13 protein-coding genes and 1 pseudogene are annotated in these 14,861 nt (G+C 69.3%); 5 read left to right on the forward strand and 9 right to left on the reverse strand.

Going from position 1 to position 14,861, the window contains the following annotated elements; translation table 11 throughout:
- Nucleotides 1-23: 23 nt before the first annotated feature.
- The 3 genes from WMF39_RS10700 to WMF39_RS10710 all read right to left on the reverse strand — a co-directional run bounded on the left by WMF39_RS10700 (nt 24) and on the right by WMF39_RS10710 (nt 3,707).
- Nucleotides 24-1,142: a hypothetical protein gene (locus WMF39_RS10700; protein ID WP_437745435.1), complete on the reverse strand. Its 1,119-nt coding sequence runs from the start codon at nt 1,140-1,142 to the stop codon at nt 24-26.
- 45 nt (nt 1,143-1,187) lie between these two features.
- A complete protein-coding gene (locus WMF39_RS10705; RefSeq protein ID WP_437745436.1) occupies nt 1,188-2,441 on the reverse strand; it encodes a hypothetical protein in 1,254 nt (417 codons plus the stop codon).
- A gap of 144 nt (nt 2,442-2,585) precedes the next feature.
- Nucleotides 2,586-3,707: a DUF4419 domain-containing protein gene (locus WMF39_RS10710; protein ID WP_437745437.1), complete on the reverse strand. Its 1,122-nt coding sequence runs from the start codon at nt 3,705-3,707 to the stop codon at nt 2,586-2,588.
- A gap of 800 nt (nt 3,708-4,507) precedes the next feature.
- Between WMF39_RS10710 and WMF39_RS10715 the strand changes: the two genes are divergently transcribed.
- The gene (locus WMF39_RS10715) at nt 4,508-5,254 is read left to right on the forward strand and encodes a Bax inhibitor-1/YccA family protein (protein WP_437745438.1); all 747 of its coding nucleotides are present in this window, start codon (nt 4,508-4,510) and stop codon (nt 5,252-5,254) included.
- A gap of 130 nt (nt 5,255-5,384) precedes the next feature.
- Nucleotides 5,385-5,780 carry a cupredoxin domain-containing protein gene (locus tag WMF39_RS10720; RefSeq protein ID WP_437745439.1) on the forward strand — a complete coding sequence of 132 codons (396 nt, stop codon included), beginning with the start codon at nt 5,385-5,387 and terminating at the stop codon, nt 5,778-5,780.
- A gap of 33 nt (nt 5,781-5,813) precedes the next feature.
- Here the strand turns inward: WMF39_RS10720 and WMF39_RS10725 are convergent, their stop codons facing one another.
- Nucleotides 5,814-6,323, reverse strand: a complete 510-nt coding sequence (locus WMF39_RS10725) for a hypothetical protein (RefSeq protein ID WP_437745440.1) — start codon at nt 6,321-6,323, stop codon at nt 5,814-5,816.
- A gap of 369 nt (nt 6,324-6,692) precedes the next feature.
- On the opposite strand from WMF39_RS10725, the gene rplC reads away from it, so the two are divergent.
- Complete coding sequence (rplC, locus tag WMF39_RS10730; RefSeq protein ID WP_437745441.1) at nt 6,693-7,394, forward strand: 50S ribosomal protein L3; 702 nt, start codon at nt 6,693-6,695, stop codon at nt 7,392-7,394.
- A gap of 69 nt (nt 7,395-7,463) precedes the next feature.
- Complete coding sequence (locus WMF39_RS10735) at nt 7,464-8,081, forward strand: SAM-dependent methyltransferase (protein ID WP_044968202.1); 618 nt, start codon at nt 7,464-7,466, stop codon at nt 8,079-8,081.
- Nucleotides 8,082-8,189: 108 nt separating this feature from the next.
- Here the strand turns inward: WMF39_RS10735 and WMF39_RS10740 are convergent, their stop codons facing one another.
- The 3 genes from WMF39_RS10740 to WMF39_RS10750 all read right to left on the reverse strand — a co-directional run bounded on the left by WMF39_RS10740 (nt 8,190) and on the right by WMF39_RS10750 (nt 12,591).
- A complete protein-coding gene (locus tag WMF39_RS10740) occupies nt 8,190-9,374 on the reverse strand; it encodes an acyl-CoA dehydrogenase family protein (RefSeq protein ID WP_437745442.1) in 1,185 nt (394 codons plus the stop codon).
- Nucleotides 9,375-9,436: 62 nt separating this feature from the next.
- Entirely contained in the window at nt 9,437-11,386 is a 1,950-nt protein-coding gene (locus WMF39_RS10745) for a L,D-transpeptidase family protein (protein ID WP_437745443.1), read from the reverse strand.
- Nucleotides 11,387-11,604: 218 nt separating this feature from the next.
- Nucleotides 11,605-12,591 carry a formylglycine-generating enzyme family protein gene (locus WMF39_RS10750; protein ID WP_437747963.1) on the reverse strand — a complete coding sequence of 329 codons (987 nt, stop codon included), beginning with the start codon at nt 12,589-12,591 and terminating at the stop codon, nt 11,605-11,607.
- Here WMF39_RS10750 and WMF39_RS10755 point away from each other — a divergent pair.
- On the forward strand, nt 12,566-12,874 hold the full coding sequence (locus WMF39_RS10755) for a hypothetical protein (protein ID WP_437748164.1): 309 nt from the start codon (nt 12,566-12,568) through the stop codon (nt 12,872-12,874). The genes WMF39_RS10750 and WMF39_RS10755 overlap by 26 nt on opposite strands.
- Before the next feature lie 59 nt (nt 12,875-12,933).
- Here the strand turns inward: WMF39_RS10755 and WMF39_RS10760 are convergent.
- Together WMF39_RS10760 and WMF39_RS10765 are read right to left on the reverse strand one after the other, a co-directional pair.
- Nucleotides 12,934-13,665, reverse strand: a pseudogene (locus tag WMF39_RS10760) (DNRLRE domain-containing protein); the annotation flags it as partial.
- Nucleotides 13,666-14,066: 401 nt separating this feature from the next.
- Nucleotides 14,067-14,861 carry a creatininase family protein gene (locus tag WMF39_RS10765; RefSeq protein WP_437745444.1) on the reverse strand — a complete coding sequence of 265 codons (795 nt, stop codon included), beginning with the start codon at nt 14,859-14,861 and terminating at the stop codon, nt 14,067-14,069.

The raw sequence follows: 14,861 nt of genomic DNA on the forward strand, positions 1-14,861 counted from the left end.
GTGAGGGTCGTCGCGCGTGCGCGTCACGTCATGAGGTGGACTGCCGCGATGTTCGTGCGGACGGGCACGACCTTGCCCCGGTCCAGGGTGACCTTCAGCTTCTCCGTCCCCATCGAGAGCGTGGGCCCGATGCTGGCATCGAGGGACGCGGCGACGGTGACGGACGCCTCCAGGCCGATCGTGGCGCTGGCCGAGATGCCGCCTGTGAAGCTCACCTCCGCGCCGAGCGTCGCCTCGATCATCGCCCCCAGGACGACCTCGTTGACCATGCCGAGGTTGATCGTCGTCTCGATCCCGTCGACGACGGTCTTGCTGTCGCCCTGCGTGTAGGAGTCCGAGTCGCCGTACTTCTCGTCCTTGGTGTCGGCGTGGGTCTCGGAGATGATCTTGCTCGCCTTTGTATAGCTCTTGATGATGTCGGCCTCGGTGTGGTCATCCACGGTCCCGGTGACCGTGGTCGAGGTCGTGATCGACCCCGCCTTCATCGTCGACTTCGACGGTCCCTCGACGGTCGTCTCGTCGGTCATCGACGTGGCGTGGGTCTTCGACACCATCGTGTCCGCCCAGGTCTCGTTGGAGATCGAGGGCACCGGCAGCTTCGCCGAGCCGGTATAGGACGAGATGCTCTTGGCCCACGTCCTGTCGACGATCGTGGGGTTCTCCCCGAGGACGCCTGATCGGGGGAGACCCCAGGGGTCCGTGATCTCGTCCAGGTTGCGCGGCGGGCTGTCGTGTCCGGTGACGCTCTCCATCTTGCTGCTGTAATGGAACTCGAAGGCATCGCCGTGGTAGGTGGTGTGCACCTCGCCCTTCACGGTCTTCTCGCGCAGGCGCTTCTCGCCGCGGGGGCCCTGGATGAAGTCGAACTCGCCCGACCCGTAGAAGGTGATGCTCTTCTCGTTGATCTGCCCGTCCTCCGCCTTCCAGCCGCCCTCGAACTCGCGGCGACCGAGGACGGTCATCTTGTAGGTGCCCCCGATGACCTCGACCTTGTCGCCCCGCGTGGTGATGACCCGGTTGCCGTCGGTGTGATCTCGCCAGGTGTACTCGTCGCCCTCGGCCGCGCCGATGCGCAGGTACGACGACATGCCGTCGCCGAAATCAGGCACATGGAGGATACCGTACTTGCCATCGCCGGCCATGGGAGCTCCGTATCCGGTGGCGCGTGGAGCGTGGTGCTCGCGCCCTCAAACGAAGAGGTTGAACGCCGAGACGATCTTGTTGGCGAGCGCGATCTCCGTCTTGCTCATGTGGAGCTCCACGCCCGCCGGGCTGATCTCGAGCGTGGGGCCGGCGGAGACGTCGATGCTCCCGGTCAAGCTGAAATCCGCCTTGAGCCCGACGGTCACGTCGACGATGCCGCCGGCCGTGAAGGTCACCTCCGCGCCGAGCGTCGCCTCGATCATCCCCCCCAGGACGACCTCGTTGACCATGCCGAGGTTGATCGTCGTCTCGATCCCCTCGACGACGGTCTTGCTGTCGCCCTTCGTGTAGGAGTCCGCGTCGCCGTACATATCGTCCTCGGTGTCGGCGTGGGTCTCGGAGATGATCTTGCTCGCCTTCGTGTAGCTCTTGATGATGTCGGCCTCGGTGTGGTCATCCATGGTCCCATCGACCTTGGTGGACGACGTGATCGACGCGGCCTTCATGGTGGATTTCGACTCCGCCTTGACCGTCGTCTCGTCGGTCATCGAGGTGGCGTTCGTCTTCGACACCATCACTTCCGCCCAGGTCTCGTCGGTGATCGACGGCACCGGCAGCTTCTCCGAGCCGGTATAGGACGAGATGCTCTTGGCCCACGTCCTGTCGACGATCGTGGGGTTCTCCGTCGGGATCGCCTGGGGCGAGGGCGGGTTCTTGTCATCGATGAAATCGTCGGTGACATTCAGCGTGGGGAAGGTGTCCGTGCCGGTCTGGCTCTCCTTGATCTTCCCGAAGTAATAGTCGTAGACGTCGCCGTGGTAGAGGGTGTGCACCTCGCCCTTGATGGTCGTCTCGACCACCTTCCACGTCCCGCCGTAGTTCTGCACCCACTCGATCGTGGTGCCGCCGCCGAAGGTCTCGCTGACCTCGGTGACGTGCCCTCCCGACACGTCCCAGCCCGCCTGGTGCTCCCCGCGGCCGAGGATGAGCAGGCGGTAGTTCCCCCCGATCACCTCGACCTTGTCGCCCTTGGTGGTCGAGATGCGGTTGCCGTCGGTGTGATCGCGCCAGCCGCCCTTCGTGTGCAGCTTCGCGGTCTCGGCCTTTCGCTCGCCCACAGGCACGAAATTGGGCGAGCCGTCCCGCTTGCGGTCGTCGTCGGTGAACGTCTGAATCCGCTCGGCGAGATCGTCGCCCGCGCTCTCGCCGAGCGGCGCGGCGGCCCCGAGGCGCAGGTAGGACGGTTCCCCACCATTCAGATCCGGTACTTCGAGGAGCGCGAACTTGCCTCCGGACACTGGAGCCTCCGAGCGTGATCGACGACGCATGGCGTCGCCGTGTCGCGGACCGCACAATCCTATGTCAGGGGGAGCCGCCCGTCCACGCCGAACCGCTCGCCGCGATCGTCGTGATCGAGCGCGCGGCTCACGGGGCCGCGTGGCTCACGAGGCCTCGGCGGGGCGCTGCGCCGCCGACTCGGGGGCTTGGTGCGCGATGGCCCAGACGAACTCCGGCAGCAGCGCGAGGGAGTGCGGATCCTGCGTCACGCCGATGAGACCGCTGATGAACTCCATGGGGTGCTCGCGCCTGCTCCCGTCGATGAAGCGCAGCTGGGCGCTGGTCAGGCCGGGCGGCAGCTCGGAGAGCCCCGGTCCCTGCGGGTTCCCGAGGCCCCCGAGCGCGTCGCTCCGGGCCTCCGCCGTCAGCCATCGCTCGTGCCAGCTCTCGAGATAGGGATTCGGGGCGAAGTAGTCGTTGGGCCACGCGCGCAGGTAGGGAAACAGCACGTGGATCCACCCGGTCAGCTCGTCGGCCGAGCTCTCGTACCTGAAGAACGCGCGCCAGAACATCGTGTCGGCGCGCCCCTCCGCCGAGGCGGCGATCTGGTCGAGCACGGGCAGGAGCGCGCGGGTCCACCGATCTTGCCCGACGGAGCCGAGCATCGCCACGCGCTGGCGCACCCAGCGCCAGTCGTCGGACGTGCCGAGCAGGTACACGCGCGGGATCCCGCGCTGCGGGAACACCATGTCGCCCGGGAACGGCGGCTCCCACGCGTAGTGCGGCGCGAGCGGGGTCGCGACCGTGAGCTCCGACGACACCCGCTCGACAGGCCCCGTGGTGGAGAAATTGGAGGTCACGAGGTCCCGCAGCGAGCCGACCCGCGCCGAAACCTGCCTGGAAAAGTCCGGAAACAAAGCTGGCCACGGGTTCACCTCGCCGAGGGTGAAGTCCGGGCGATCGACGACGAGCGAGAACTCGTGATCGTCGGGGAGGAAGCGGCGTCGATGCTCGTCGTTCGCGGCGAGGTGGAACGTGAAGCCGCGCGCCAGGCAGAGCCAGACCACGTCGGGCGAGAGCACGAGGGGATAGCGCTGGGTGAAGGCGGTATAGGCGGCCTGGACGAGCGGGTGGAGGTCCGTGCGTCCCACGAGGGGCAGGCGGTGGCGGTAGGAGGCCTCGATCTTCGAGACGAGCAGGCTCTGCACCGCAGCTTCGCTATCGAATCCCGGCAACGGCGCCGTTGCGGGCTCGACGTCGGCAACGGCGATCGTCGTGACGTTCATGAAACCTCGTCCTCCCCAAGCCTGCGCGGCGCGCTCGTGATCCTTCGCTGTCCTTCGTACACGAGCGTGCGGCGCGCGACAACGGGCCGCGCGCAGGCGCCCACCGCGGCGTCGCTGCATGGGACGGAGCGCGCCCGGGCGCGGCACATTTCTGCTGCCCGGCGTGAGCGCTGGGGCCCGGCAAGGTGCTTGTTCCGAGGCATCGATTGGTGATGGGTCGTGATGGTCGTGCTCCGGGTCCGCTGGGAGGCGTGCGCGGTCGTTCTTCCGGACCTCCGAGAAGACAGGAGTTCGTTCTCCTGCTTTCCTTCCCACAGCGCGCGCAGCCAGGTCGACGGCGCTGTCGCTCGGCGCCGGCGTTGCAGCCGAGCGGGTTGTCGTCGCAGCCGAGCGTTTTCTCTGGATCCGGGCTGCTCTTCGCCGTAGCCGAGAAACATTTCTCTAGATCCAGGCCGTATTTAACCGGAATCGAGAGATGATTCTCTGGATGCAGGCTGCTTTTAGCCTGAACCGAGAGATGATTCTCTGGATATGGGCTTACCATGGCCGGAATCGAGAGGATTTTCTCTGGATCCGGGCTGCTCTTCGCCGGAAGCTACACGATGTCGGCGCGCCGTTCACGCCGGTTCACGCCGCGCCGGCCCCTCCGTGCGCGCGCGATGCCGCTGGAACGTGATTTTTTTGCGGGCGGCAGATGCCCGAGGGCTTCGCCATGGCGGTGTTGCATGTCCGTGGTGAATGGTGCACGACTAGGCGCTCGTGCAGCCGCGGCGAAACGCCCTGAAGGAGGGGCGCAGCAGATGAACTCACGCCAGGCGAGTCCCCTCGGGGCGAGCGTATCGGCCAGCCCGAAGCTGGCGCTGCGGATCGACTTTCTCAAGAAGGTGTACGGGCTCTTCACGGCGAGCCTGGTCGTCTCCTCCCTGGGCGCCATGTGCGCGCTGTACATCGGGGCGCCGGACGTGGAGGAGGGGACACTGGGGCGCGAGATGCCGCCGCTTGTCGAGCTCTTCGCGCAGCACCCGATCCTCTCGATGGGCGTCGTGTTCGGCGTGATGTTCGGCGCGCGGGCGGTGCGCAAGATCCCCGGGGTCAACGTCCTCGCGCTCTTCGGGATGGCGGCCGTCCTGGGCGTCACCGCAGCGCCTGCGCTCTACATGGCCCAGGCGGCGGCGGGCCTCGGCGGCACCCTGTCGTCGGCCCCGGTGCGGGACACCTTCATCCTGACGGTCCTCACGTTCGGGAGCCTCACGCTGGGGGTCTTCCTCTCGAGGGAGGACCTGTCGTTCATGGCCAGCGGGCTGGTGATGGGCGCGATGGTCGTCCTCGGCGCGATGCTGCTGAACGCCCTGCTCGGGAGCACGCTCCTCGGCCTCGCGATCGCCAGCGTGTCCGTCCTCGTGTTCGGGGGATACGTCCTCTACAACACGTCGCGCCTGCTCCACTCGAGCGAAGAGGACCCGGTCGGCGGCGCGCTCGACCTCTACCTCAACTTCATCAACCTCTTCTCGTCGATTCTGCAGATCCTCTCGGGCCGCCACGTTTGAGCCGGCCGCGTTGCGTTCACGTCGCGGCGCGCGCCCGTCTGCGCCCGACCTCCCTTGGGTCTCGCGCCCGGGGCGGACGGCTGGAGGGCGGCTTGACGCGCCATTTGGGCCGGGTAAGAACGCGCTGACCATGAGCCTGCAGCTCCTCGTCGCCACGCTTGCCCTCTCCCTCTCATCGCTCTCCTTGCTCGCTTGCAACAAGCCCGCCGAGGAGGCGCCGGTGGTGGCGGCCGCCGAGCTCGCCGCGCCGGCGAACGTCAAGCGCGTCGACATCGCGGTGAACGACAGCGGGTTCTCCCCGTCGACGATCGAGCTGAAGAAGGGAGAGCCCGTGGTGCTGCGCTTCACGCGGACGACGAAGAGCGAGTGTCTGAAGGCGATCGCGATTCCCGATCTGAAGATCGAGAAGGACCTGCCGCTGAACACGCAGGTCGAGGTGGCCATCACCCCGCAGAAGGAGGGGAAGATGGTGCTTCAGTGCTGGATGGCGATGGTCAAGGCGACCATCAACGTGGTCGGCTCGTGACGCGGCCGCGCCCGTTGCGAGACGCGCGCGCTGTCAGAGCATGAGCCAGAGCTCGGCGTCGTAGCGCTTCGCGCCGCCGCCCGCGTCCTGCGCCGCGCGGCGCCTCCCCGAGGCGGGCTCCCCCGCGCTGCCCGGCGCGTCGTCCCGGCGCGCCCCGTCGCCTCGAGCGCGCGCGCCGGCGTGGGCCAGGTCGATGCCGGAGGCGGCGCAGCGGGCGACGGCGAAGCGGAGCATCTCGCGCACGTCGCCCGAGCGGAGCATGCCGCGCGTCCGGTGGCGCGCGATCGCGGCCGCGCGCTCGACGCACTCGGCGCAGGGGGCCACCTCCGATCGGAACCTGAAGAGCAGCGTCCCCTCGGGCCACCCGAGCGCCGACGCCTCGATGCTCACCACGACGAACTCGCCGTCGCGGACCACCCGGGTCCGGGCCGCGCTCGCGCTGTCCTCGCCGGCGCCGTGCGCCTCGCCTCTCAGCAGGAACCAGTAACGACCCATGAGGCGCTCGACGTCGCGCGGCTCACCGTGAGCGATGATGTCTGTCATCCCTGACCTCCAACGACCCAATGTGAGGCCCGCTCCTTCGAACTTCGATGGCAGGGAGAGACAGGAAATGTCTGCTCGGAAGGACAATGTCCGAGCGGACGCGACGCGACGCGACGCGACGCGACGCGACGCGACGCGACGCGTCTCGGTTGGATGTGGTCTGTATTACCGTTGTGGCGGTGGTTTTCGCTTCCCTTTAGGGGCCCCGTGAGTAAGCTCTGCGCCCCCCAACGTGCCCGGCGGGAAGCCGCCCCGGTTCTTCGCTCCGAACCGGCTCGTGACGAGGCGCGCCGAGGGGATCGCTCTCGCGGCGCGCCGCGCGGAGCCTGTTTCAGCCACCCCAGACGGAGCGAGCAAGGCGATCCCATCATGAATCAGCATCCCGGCATCATCGGCAAGAAGATCGGCATGACGCAGATCTTCAACGAGACGGGCGAGGTCCTGCGCTGCACGGTCGTGCAGGCGGGCTGCGTCGTCATCGGCAAGCGCACGCTCGAGAAGGACGGCTACAGCGCCCTCATCCTCGGCCTCGGCGAGCGGGCGGAGAAGCACACGACGAAGCCGGTCGCCGGCGCGTACAAGAAGTCGGGGCAGACGCCGAAGCGGATCGTGCGCGAGCTGCGCTGCAGCCCGGAGCACGCGGCGAAGTACGAGATCGGGACCGCGCTCAAGGTCGACGAGATCTTCGAGGTGGGCCAGCGGGTGGACGCGCAGGGCCGCTCGCGCGGCCGCGGCTTCAGCGGCGTCATCCGCCGGTGGAGCTTCGCCGGCGCGGTCAGCTCGCACGGTACGCACGAGTACTTCCGCCACGGCGGCTCGATCGGTACGAACATGACCCCCGGCCGCACGCTGCCCGGCCTGAAGATGCCCGGCCACTACGGCGACGAGACGGTGAGCGCGCTCAACCTCAAGATCGTGAAGCTCCTCCCCGAGGACAACCTGATCCTCATCGAGGGTCCGGTCCCCGGCCCGAAGAACCAGGTGGTGACGATCCGCGGCGCCGTGAAGAAGCGCGGCGGCAAGGGGATCGTGCCGGTGCAGCAGCCGACCGGCAAGAAGAAGGGCGGCTGATCCCGGCCGCCGGCGGGGCAGCTCCCATGAGCGAGCGCCCCGCCGGTCGTGCCCGCCGAGTGTCCCTCCGTGTCGCAGAAGCCGAAGAACCCGTACAAGCGGCCTGACGCCTTCACGAAGGCGGCGAAGGCGCAGGGCTATCCTGCGCGCAGCGTCTTCAAGCTCGAGGAGATCGATCGCCGGGTGCGGCTGCTCCGCCCTGGCCAGCGGGTGCTCGACCTGGGCGCCGCGCCGGGGTCGTGGTCGATGTACGCGGCGCAGCGGATCGGCGCGGGGGGCAAGCTGCTCGCGGTGGATCTGTCGCCGATCACGGCGGCGTTCGGCCCGCAGGCGACGGTAGTGCAGGGGGACGCGCTGTCGCTCACGAACGAGGCGCTCGCGCAGTTCGCGCCGTACGACGTGGTGCTGTCGGACATGGCGCCCGCGACGAGCGGCAGCAAGATCGCCGACCAGGCCCGGAGCTACGAGCTGTTCATGCGCGCCGTGGCCGTGGCCGAGGCGCTGCTCGCGCCGGGCGGGGCGTTCGTCGGCAAGATCTTCATGAGCGAGGACTTCGTGAAGGCCCGGGACGCGCTGCGGAACCTCTGCGAGGAGGTCCGGAGCATCCGGCCCGAGGGGACGCGGGCGAGCAGCGTGGAGATCTTCCTGGTCGGGCTGAAGCGGAAGGCGGCGGGGAAGACGGGGTAGACGCCTGTCACTGTTCAGGAAAAGCCGATAAGAGAGGTATCCTGAGCTTCCTCTCTTCTCTTGGCGTCCTTGGCCGTCAATCCGCGCTGAATACCCGCCGGCATCCCCTCAGAACGCGCTGTGTCCCGTGATCGCGTTGCCGAGGATCAGGCAATGCACCTCGTCGGTGCCCTCGTACGTGTACACGCTCTCCAGGTTGAGCATGTGCCGGATGACCGGGTAATCGAGCAAGATCCCGTTCGCGCCGAGCACGCTCCGCGCGGTCCGCGCGATCTTGAGCGCCCAGCCCACGTTGTTCCGCTTGCACAGCGAGACCTGCACCGGGCTGATGCCGGTCGTGTCCTTCAGCCGCCCGAAGTGCAGCGCCATGAGCTGCCCCTTCGCGATCTCCGTCGCCATCTCGACGAGCTCCGACTGGATGAGCTGCCGCGACGCGATCGGCTGGCCGAACTGGACGCGCTCGCGCGCATAGGAGACCGCCGTCTCGTAGCAGGCGCGCGCGGCGCCCAGCGCGCCCCACGCGATGCCGAAGCGCGCCTGGGTCAGGCAGCCGAGCGGGCCCTTCAGGCCGACCACGCCTGGCAGCACGTTCTCCTCCGGCACGCGCACCTCGTTCAGCACGATCTCGCCGGTCGGGCTCGCGCGCAGGCTCATCTTGCCGTGGATGAGCGGCGTCTCCAGCCCCTTCATCCCGCGCTCCACCACGAAGCCGCGGATGGACTCGGCCCCTCCGTCATCGACCTTGGCCCACACAACGCAGAGGTCCGCGATCGGCGCGCTCGTGATCCACATCTTCGTGCCCGTCAGCACGTACGCGCTCCCGTCCTTCCGGGCGCGGGTCTTCATCGAGCTCGGATCCGACCCGCTGTCGGGCTCCGTCAGGCCGAAGCACCCGATCAGCTCGGCGGCGGCCATCTTCGGAAGCCACCGCTGCTTCTGCGCCTCGGAGCCGTACTTCCAGATCGGATACATCGCCAGCGAGCCCTGGACGCTCACGAAGCTGCGCAGGCCGCTGTCGCCATACTCCAGCTCCTGCAGCGCGAGGCCGTAAGCGACCGAGTTCATGCCGGCGCAGCCGTAGCCGGTCAGCGAGCCCCCGAGCAGGCCGAGCGCGGCGATCTCGGGGATCAGGTCGGTCGCGAACTCCTCGCGCGCGAACAGGTCCGCGGCGCGCGGCAGGTACCGCTCGCGCACGAAGCGACGGACGGCGTCGCGGATCATGCGCTCTTCCTCGGAGAGCAGCGGATCGATCGCCATGAGCTGATCGAGCGAGAGGGGCTCCTGGATGGCCATGGAGCGAGCGTGTAGCGTGCCTTCGCGCGGCGCGGAAGGGGCAGCGCCGGCGGGCCGCCGGCTCAGGGGCGGATGGAGACGAGCGTGCCCTTCCGTAGCGAGAGCGCGCCGTGCCATTCGGCCGGGACCTCGGGCGTCGTCCACTCGAACAGCCAGGCGGCGTCGAGCGGAGAGAGGTTCACACAACCGTGGCTGCGCGGGGTGCCGAAATCGTCGTGCCAGTAGGCCGCGTGGAACGCGAAGCCCTCCGTGAAGTACTGGACGAAAGGCACGTCGCGGAAGTCGAACGGATCCTCGTCCTCCTCGTCGCCGTCCATCGTGACCGTGACGTGCTTCGTGTGGATGCGGAACAGCCCCTGGACGGTAGAGCGCGTCGTCTTGGGATCGCCGAGGCCGTCCGCCCCCGTCGAGACGAGCGTCACGTAGACGGGGCGGGCGCCCTCGTAGGCGACGAGGCTCTGCTTGTCGATCGAGACGTCGATCCACTTCCGCCCGCGCACCGCCCACGCAGGGGTCCGGGGGAGCGGGTCGACGCGCACGACCTCGTCGGCGCGGACGAGCGAGCCGTCCCGCGCCTCGAGGTAGTCGATGCCGCCGAGGCGCCGCGAGGCGCCGGACAGCGGGATCGCCTCGCGGAAGCGGAGCGGGGCGCGGGTGACGCCCCCGCGCTCGCCCGGGACGAGGCGCGCGGCGTGGCGGCGCCTGGCGAAGGCCACGGGCAAGGTGACGCCCTCAGGGAGCGCCAGCCCGGCGAAGGCGCTCGGCCGGATGACGCGGGTGCGGTCGAGCGGCAGGACGGCGAGGTCGGTCGTCAGGCCGAAGCGGCGCCCGTCGTGATCGAACGTCGAGAGCAGGGCGAAGCCGGAGCGCGTCCGGGCGCGGCCCAGGACGAGCGCGTCGGGAGAGCGGCGATCGCCGGCGAGCCCGGGCGCCGGCCGCCCGTAGAGCAGGACCGAGGGCGTCGCGTCCGGAGGCGGCGGCGCGACGAAGTCGGGCGCGCGCGCGGCGGTCGCGGCGCGGAGCAGGTGCCCGGCGAGGTCGGGCTCGGCGCCGCGTTGCTCGTCCTCGTCCGGAAGGCGCGCATAGAGCGGCGGGGTGGGGGAGCGAGACATCGCGTACGTGTAGGGCAGGCCGCCGAGCAGGGTTGTCGCGTCGCCTGCCTGCGTCGCGGCAAGTGCGTTTGCGCCCGGCTGCGTCGCGGCAAGTGCGTTTGCGCCTGCCTGCGTTGCGGCAAGTGCGTTTGCGCCCGGCTGCGTCGCAGCAAGTGCGTTTGCGCCCGGCTGCGTCGCGGCAAGCGTGACCTCGCCCGACGGCGCCGCGGCAAGTGTTGTCTCGCCCGCCTGTGTCGTGGCAGGCGCGGCCTCGCCACGAACGACCGGCAAGCTGGGCGAAGCGGACCGACGGACCGGGCGGCGAGACGATGCCTCGACCGCCAGGTCGTGAATGTTGAGCGTCGCACTGGCGCCGATGCAGACGTAGCCGTTCGGCTCGATGCGGTACCAGCCCTCGGCGCACGACGTCCTGCCGGAGGGCTCCGGCCTGCGCGCGACCACGGCGCCGGCGCGCAGGTACCCGATGCGCCGGCTGGTCCAGCGCGGTTCGGCGAAGATCCACGTCTCCCTGGCGATGCTCGCGAGCTCGTGGACCTCCTCCTCGGCCGCCGTCGGCGAGGTGGCCGGGGGAGGATCGATCTCGGGCAGCTTGTCGGATCCGTCATCGACGAGCTCCGGCGGCAGCGCCGGCAACGCGAGCGGGTCGCCGCCCGGCCCCGCGGCGACAGCGCCCGGCGTCCTCGCGGCCTCCGCGCTGGGCGGCGCGGCGTCCTCCGCGCGGGCGGCGGCGGGCGCCGGGGCAGCGACGGCGGGCGCGGCTGCGGCGAGCGGCGCGGTGACGGCGGAGGCGGGCGCCGGGGCCGGGGAGGTCGCGGCGGGCTCGGAGGCAGGGCGCGGGCAGCTCACGCTCAGCGTCGCGAGCGCTATCGCCGGCAGGAGGAAAACACCTCTCACGCGCATGGAGCGCGCGTATCAGGAGGCGCCGGCGAGGGCCAAGTTCAAGGGGGGTTCAGGAGAGCGGGAGGGCACGGGAGCGAGCGGCTCGCCGGCAGGAGGCGCCCGCCTGGAGGCCCAGCAGGGCCGGCGGGCGCCTTGGCGCGGCGTGCGGCGGATTCTCGCCCGCCGGCTTCACCAGGGCGGCGCGCGGTCGCCTCGCCGGGCCGCCGGCTGGAGCGGCGTCACGGCGTGGGGAGATCGCGCGCGCACGTCGCCGTGACGTAGTAGCGCCGCGAGGTGCCCGCGTAGGAAGCCCGAAAGTCCGTCGTCTGCTTGTACCCGGCGGCCAGGAAGCTGCCGCCATGCATGAAGCGTGCGCTCGAGGTGTTGTCGAGCCGCGAGCAGTCGTTGCAGGGCATCAGCAGCTGATAGTTATCCGAACCGTCACGGGTGGCCTTGTACGCGTTGCCGGCCAGGTCGAGCTGCCCCCACCGCCCGGCGCCCTGGGGGAACTTGCCGACGTCCGTGAGATCCGTGTGCGCGCAAGGATAGTTGCTCGGGTACGGCTCACCCAGGCAGCGGTTCGTTCCATCACCCGCGACCGTGCCGTCACCCTGGCAGCACCAGGAGGCATACCGTGTGACATCCGTGGAGCCGTCCTGGTTGACGCCGATGATGCTCTCGACGCTCGAGCCGCCCCACGGGAAGATGCGCTGCTCGTTGCCGCCGGCAGAGGCGTAGTTGATCTCCGCCTGGGTCGGCAGCCGGCCGCCGTCCCACGCGCAGAATCCGAACAGCTCGTACCACGTCGCGCAGACGATCGGCTTCTTCTCCTTGGCTCCCGGGATGTCGCTCCAGGACGGCCATCCATAGGGATCGCAGATGAGCGCCGTCTTGAGCGCGCTCGTGTTGGCCGCGAGATACGTGTTCCACGACGGGTCCCAGCCGCTGTTCGGGATCTTCGGGTGTGCACCCGCGCCGGCGGCCGGCGGGTTGGCCTGGGTCGGGCCGCCGGTCTGCTCGAGGTACTGCCGGAAGCGCCCCACCGTGACCGTGTACTTGTCGAGGTAGAAGCTGCTGACCGTCGCCGGCAGACCCGCGTTGTTGAGCCGGTTGAACGTGCCGCCCGGGACCGGAAGGGTCGAGCAGCAGTTATCGCCCCCCTCGACGCCGCAATTGGCACCTGCGCCAGGAGTGCTGCTGTTGCAGCTGATCGGCAGGCCAGGCACGCCGCCCCCGCCTCCGCCGCCGGCACCACCCGCGCCCCCCGCACCGCCCGCGCCGCCGGCACCACCCGCGCCCCCGGCGCCGCCCGCGCTGCTGGAGCTCGACGTCGTGGTGGAGGTCGTCGAGGAGCTGGAGCTCGACGTCGTGGTGGAGGTCGTCGAGGAGCTGGAGCTCGACGTCGTGGCGGAGCTCGTCGAGGAGCTGGAGCTCGACGTCGTGGCGGAGGTCGTCGAGGAGCTGGAGCTGCTCGACGTCGCCGTCGAGCCCCCCGTCTCGCTGTCGTAGCAGACGCGGAGATACGGCCGCCGATCCACCGAGCTCTCGCTCGTTCGGATGTGGGTGCGATTCATGGTTTGCTCGAAGAACACACCGTTGTTCGTGGTGGGGTCGTTCACCCAGCTCTGCACGGTGCTGGTGAGGCTGACCGTGTGGTAAGCGTATATGTATCCCGAGCTCGCCGTGAGGGTTCCCAGGACCGTGGGATCCCAGGCGCCCGAGTGCGAGTTCCACGTCACGGTGTTCTCGTCCCAGGGCGTCGTGATCCGGTGCACCCGCATCACGTCGGGGGTCAAGGCGCCGATGTTGAGGTAGAGATACGCCGAGACGATGGAGGCGCCGGCAGGGATCGACGAGAGATCGAACGCGATCAGCCCACGCATGTAGGTAAAGCCGGTCTCGGCAGTGCCGGTCCTGCCGGCGTACATGTCGGCCCCGGTGGGCGTGTAAGTGGGATAGGCCGAATTGATGAGGGCATCCTGGACCACGCCCGTCGCCCCGGTGCGCTGGAGAGTCACACAGACGGTCGCGGCCTGCTGCGCCTCACCGAGCAGCTCGCCACCTTCGTCTTGTGCGCCGACGCACCCGGCGAGCGCCGCGCCGGAGGCGGCGGCGAAAGAGGCCAGGAGCAGATGCCGAGACCCTCTCATGATCGTTCGATTCCTCATGATGCTCTCCGATCCGCGTCGTCGGGCCAGCTCCGCCCGCGAGGCTTCGTGTGATGCCGTCGCGCAGGAACGCCAGAGAGCGCCCCCGCCAAAACCACCATCTGCCTGCGCGCCGTAAAGCATCACCTTCATCAGGTCAGCCGTCGGATCGTTCTGGCGTCAAACAGCGCGCGAGGAAAACGATACCGTTTTACGGCTTTGATTTGAATGCGTCAATTGGGAATAGAGGTTTGCTGTCAAAAATCTGTTGATGTTGCTTGTGATGTCGGAGCAAAACTAAGCATTATTGCTCGAATCCTTGGTAAGTGTCGAGCGCCGCGAGACACATTTGCGATGCCGCTCACATTTCGCTCGCGTTTCGCTCGCGTTCTGCGCGTGCCGCGCAACATGAGCAGCTACATCCGCCTGAACCGCCGGTGATCAGCTTGCCGGGGCGCGCGAGTCGATGGCGGATTCTGCCGTTCAGGCGAGCGTGAGGGGTGGTGGTGCTGGGGCAGAGATGCCTGCTTTTGTCTACCTGAGCGCTCGTCGGCTTACCTGGTGCTTTTTCCCCGCGCGGGTTCGTGGGCGGAAGCGCTGGAGAGGCCTTCTTCGACCTCGGTGACAATCATCGTCGCGAGCAGATCGAGCAGCGCGCGGCCTTCGTCCTCGGACGCCTCGCGCGGAGATCCAGTGTAGGCGGCGTCCATGCCCAGCGCGCGGAAGCTCTTCGCTCCTGCCTTGATGCCCTCCGACAGGCTCAGGCCGAGGTCCGGCAGGTCCTGGGCGATGTCTTTCCGGACGAGCGCGGAGGCCGCGGCGAGGACGAGCGATGTCTCGTAACGGCCCGCGTGGCAGGCGCCGCTCCGGAACTCCGCGGAGAGCGTCCGCGCCCAGCGGCGCGCGAGCGGGCACGCGACCGAGGCGCGGCCCAGGGGCAGGTCGCTGGTGGCGGCGCGCACGGCGCTGTCGTGCTCCGGCTCGAGGTGGTTGTTGATGAAGCAGACATGCGACAGGCCGGCCGACAGGTAGGCCTCGGCGACGGCGCGCAGAAAGGCGGTGAGCGCGGGCGCCGGGATCGAGATCGCGCCGGCGAAGCCCGCCGCGAAGTCGGTCACGCCATAACCGATGGACGGGGCGAGGAGCGCAGCGACGCCGCGCGCCCACAGCCGGCGGCCGGCCTGCTCGGCCGCGGCCTCGCCGATGAGCGTGTCCGTACCGAGCGGCAGGTGCGGGCCGTGCGGCTCGACCGACCCGACCGGCACGAGCGCGACGCACGGCGCGCCGCCCGACAGGAGCGCGGCGAGCTCCTCCGTCGTGAGCTCCGCGAGGCGCGGCGCGGCCTGCAT

Source organism: Sorangium sp. So ce1504, from assembly GCF_051521635.1.
Taxonomy (GTDB): Bacteria; Myxococcota_A; Polyangia; order Polyangiales; family Polyangiaceae; genus Sorangium; species Sorangium cellulosum_B.

Excerpts from the sequence above, each read along its gene's own strand:
- WMF39_RS10700 (WP_437745435.1), bottom strand. The coding sequence starts at position 1,142 with ATGGCCGGCGATGGCAAGTACGGTATCCTCCATGTGCCTGATTTCGGC.
- WMF39_RS10745 (WP_437745443.1), bottom strand. The coding sequence starts at position 11,386 with ATGCGCGTGAGAGGTGTTTTCCTCCTGCCGGCGATAGCGCTCGCGACG.
- WMF39_RS10720 (WP_437745439.1), top strand. The coding sequence starts at position 5,385 with ATGAGCCTGCAGCTCCTCGTCGCCACGCTTGCCCTCTCCCTCTCATCG.
- WMF39_RS10725 (WP_437745440.1), bottom strand. The coding sequence starts at position 6,323 with ATGACAGACATCATCGCTCACGGTGAGCCGCGCGACGTCGAGCGCCTC.
- WMF39_RS10715 (WP_437745438.1), top strand. The coding sequence starts at position 4,508 with ATGAACTCACGCCAGGCGAGTCCCCTCGGGGCGAGCGTATCGGCCAGC.
- WMF39_RS10740 (WP_437745442.1), bottom strand. The coding sequence starts at position 9,374 with ATGGCCATCCAGGAGCCCCTCTCGCTCGATCAGCTCATGGCGATCGAT.
- rplC (WP_437745441.1), top strand. The coding sequence starts at position 6,693 with ATGAATCAGCATCCCGGCATCATCGGCAAGAAGATCGGCATGACGCAG.
- WMF39_RS10765 (WP_437745444.1), bottom strand. The coding sequence starts at position 14,861 with ATGCAGGCCGCGCCGCGCCTCGCGGAGCTCACGACGGAGGAGCTCGCC.
- WMF39_RS10710 (WP_437745437.1), bottom strand. The coding sequence starts at position 3,707 with ATGAACGTCACGACGATCGCCGTTGCCGACGTCGAGCCCGCAACGGCG.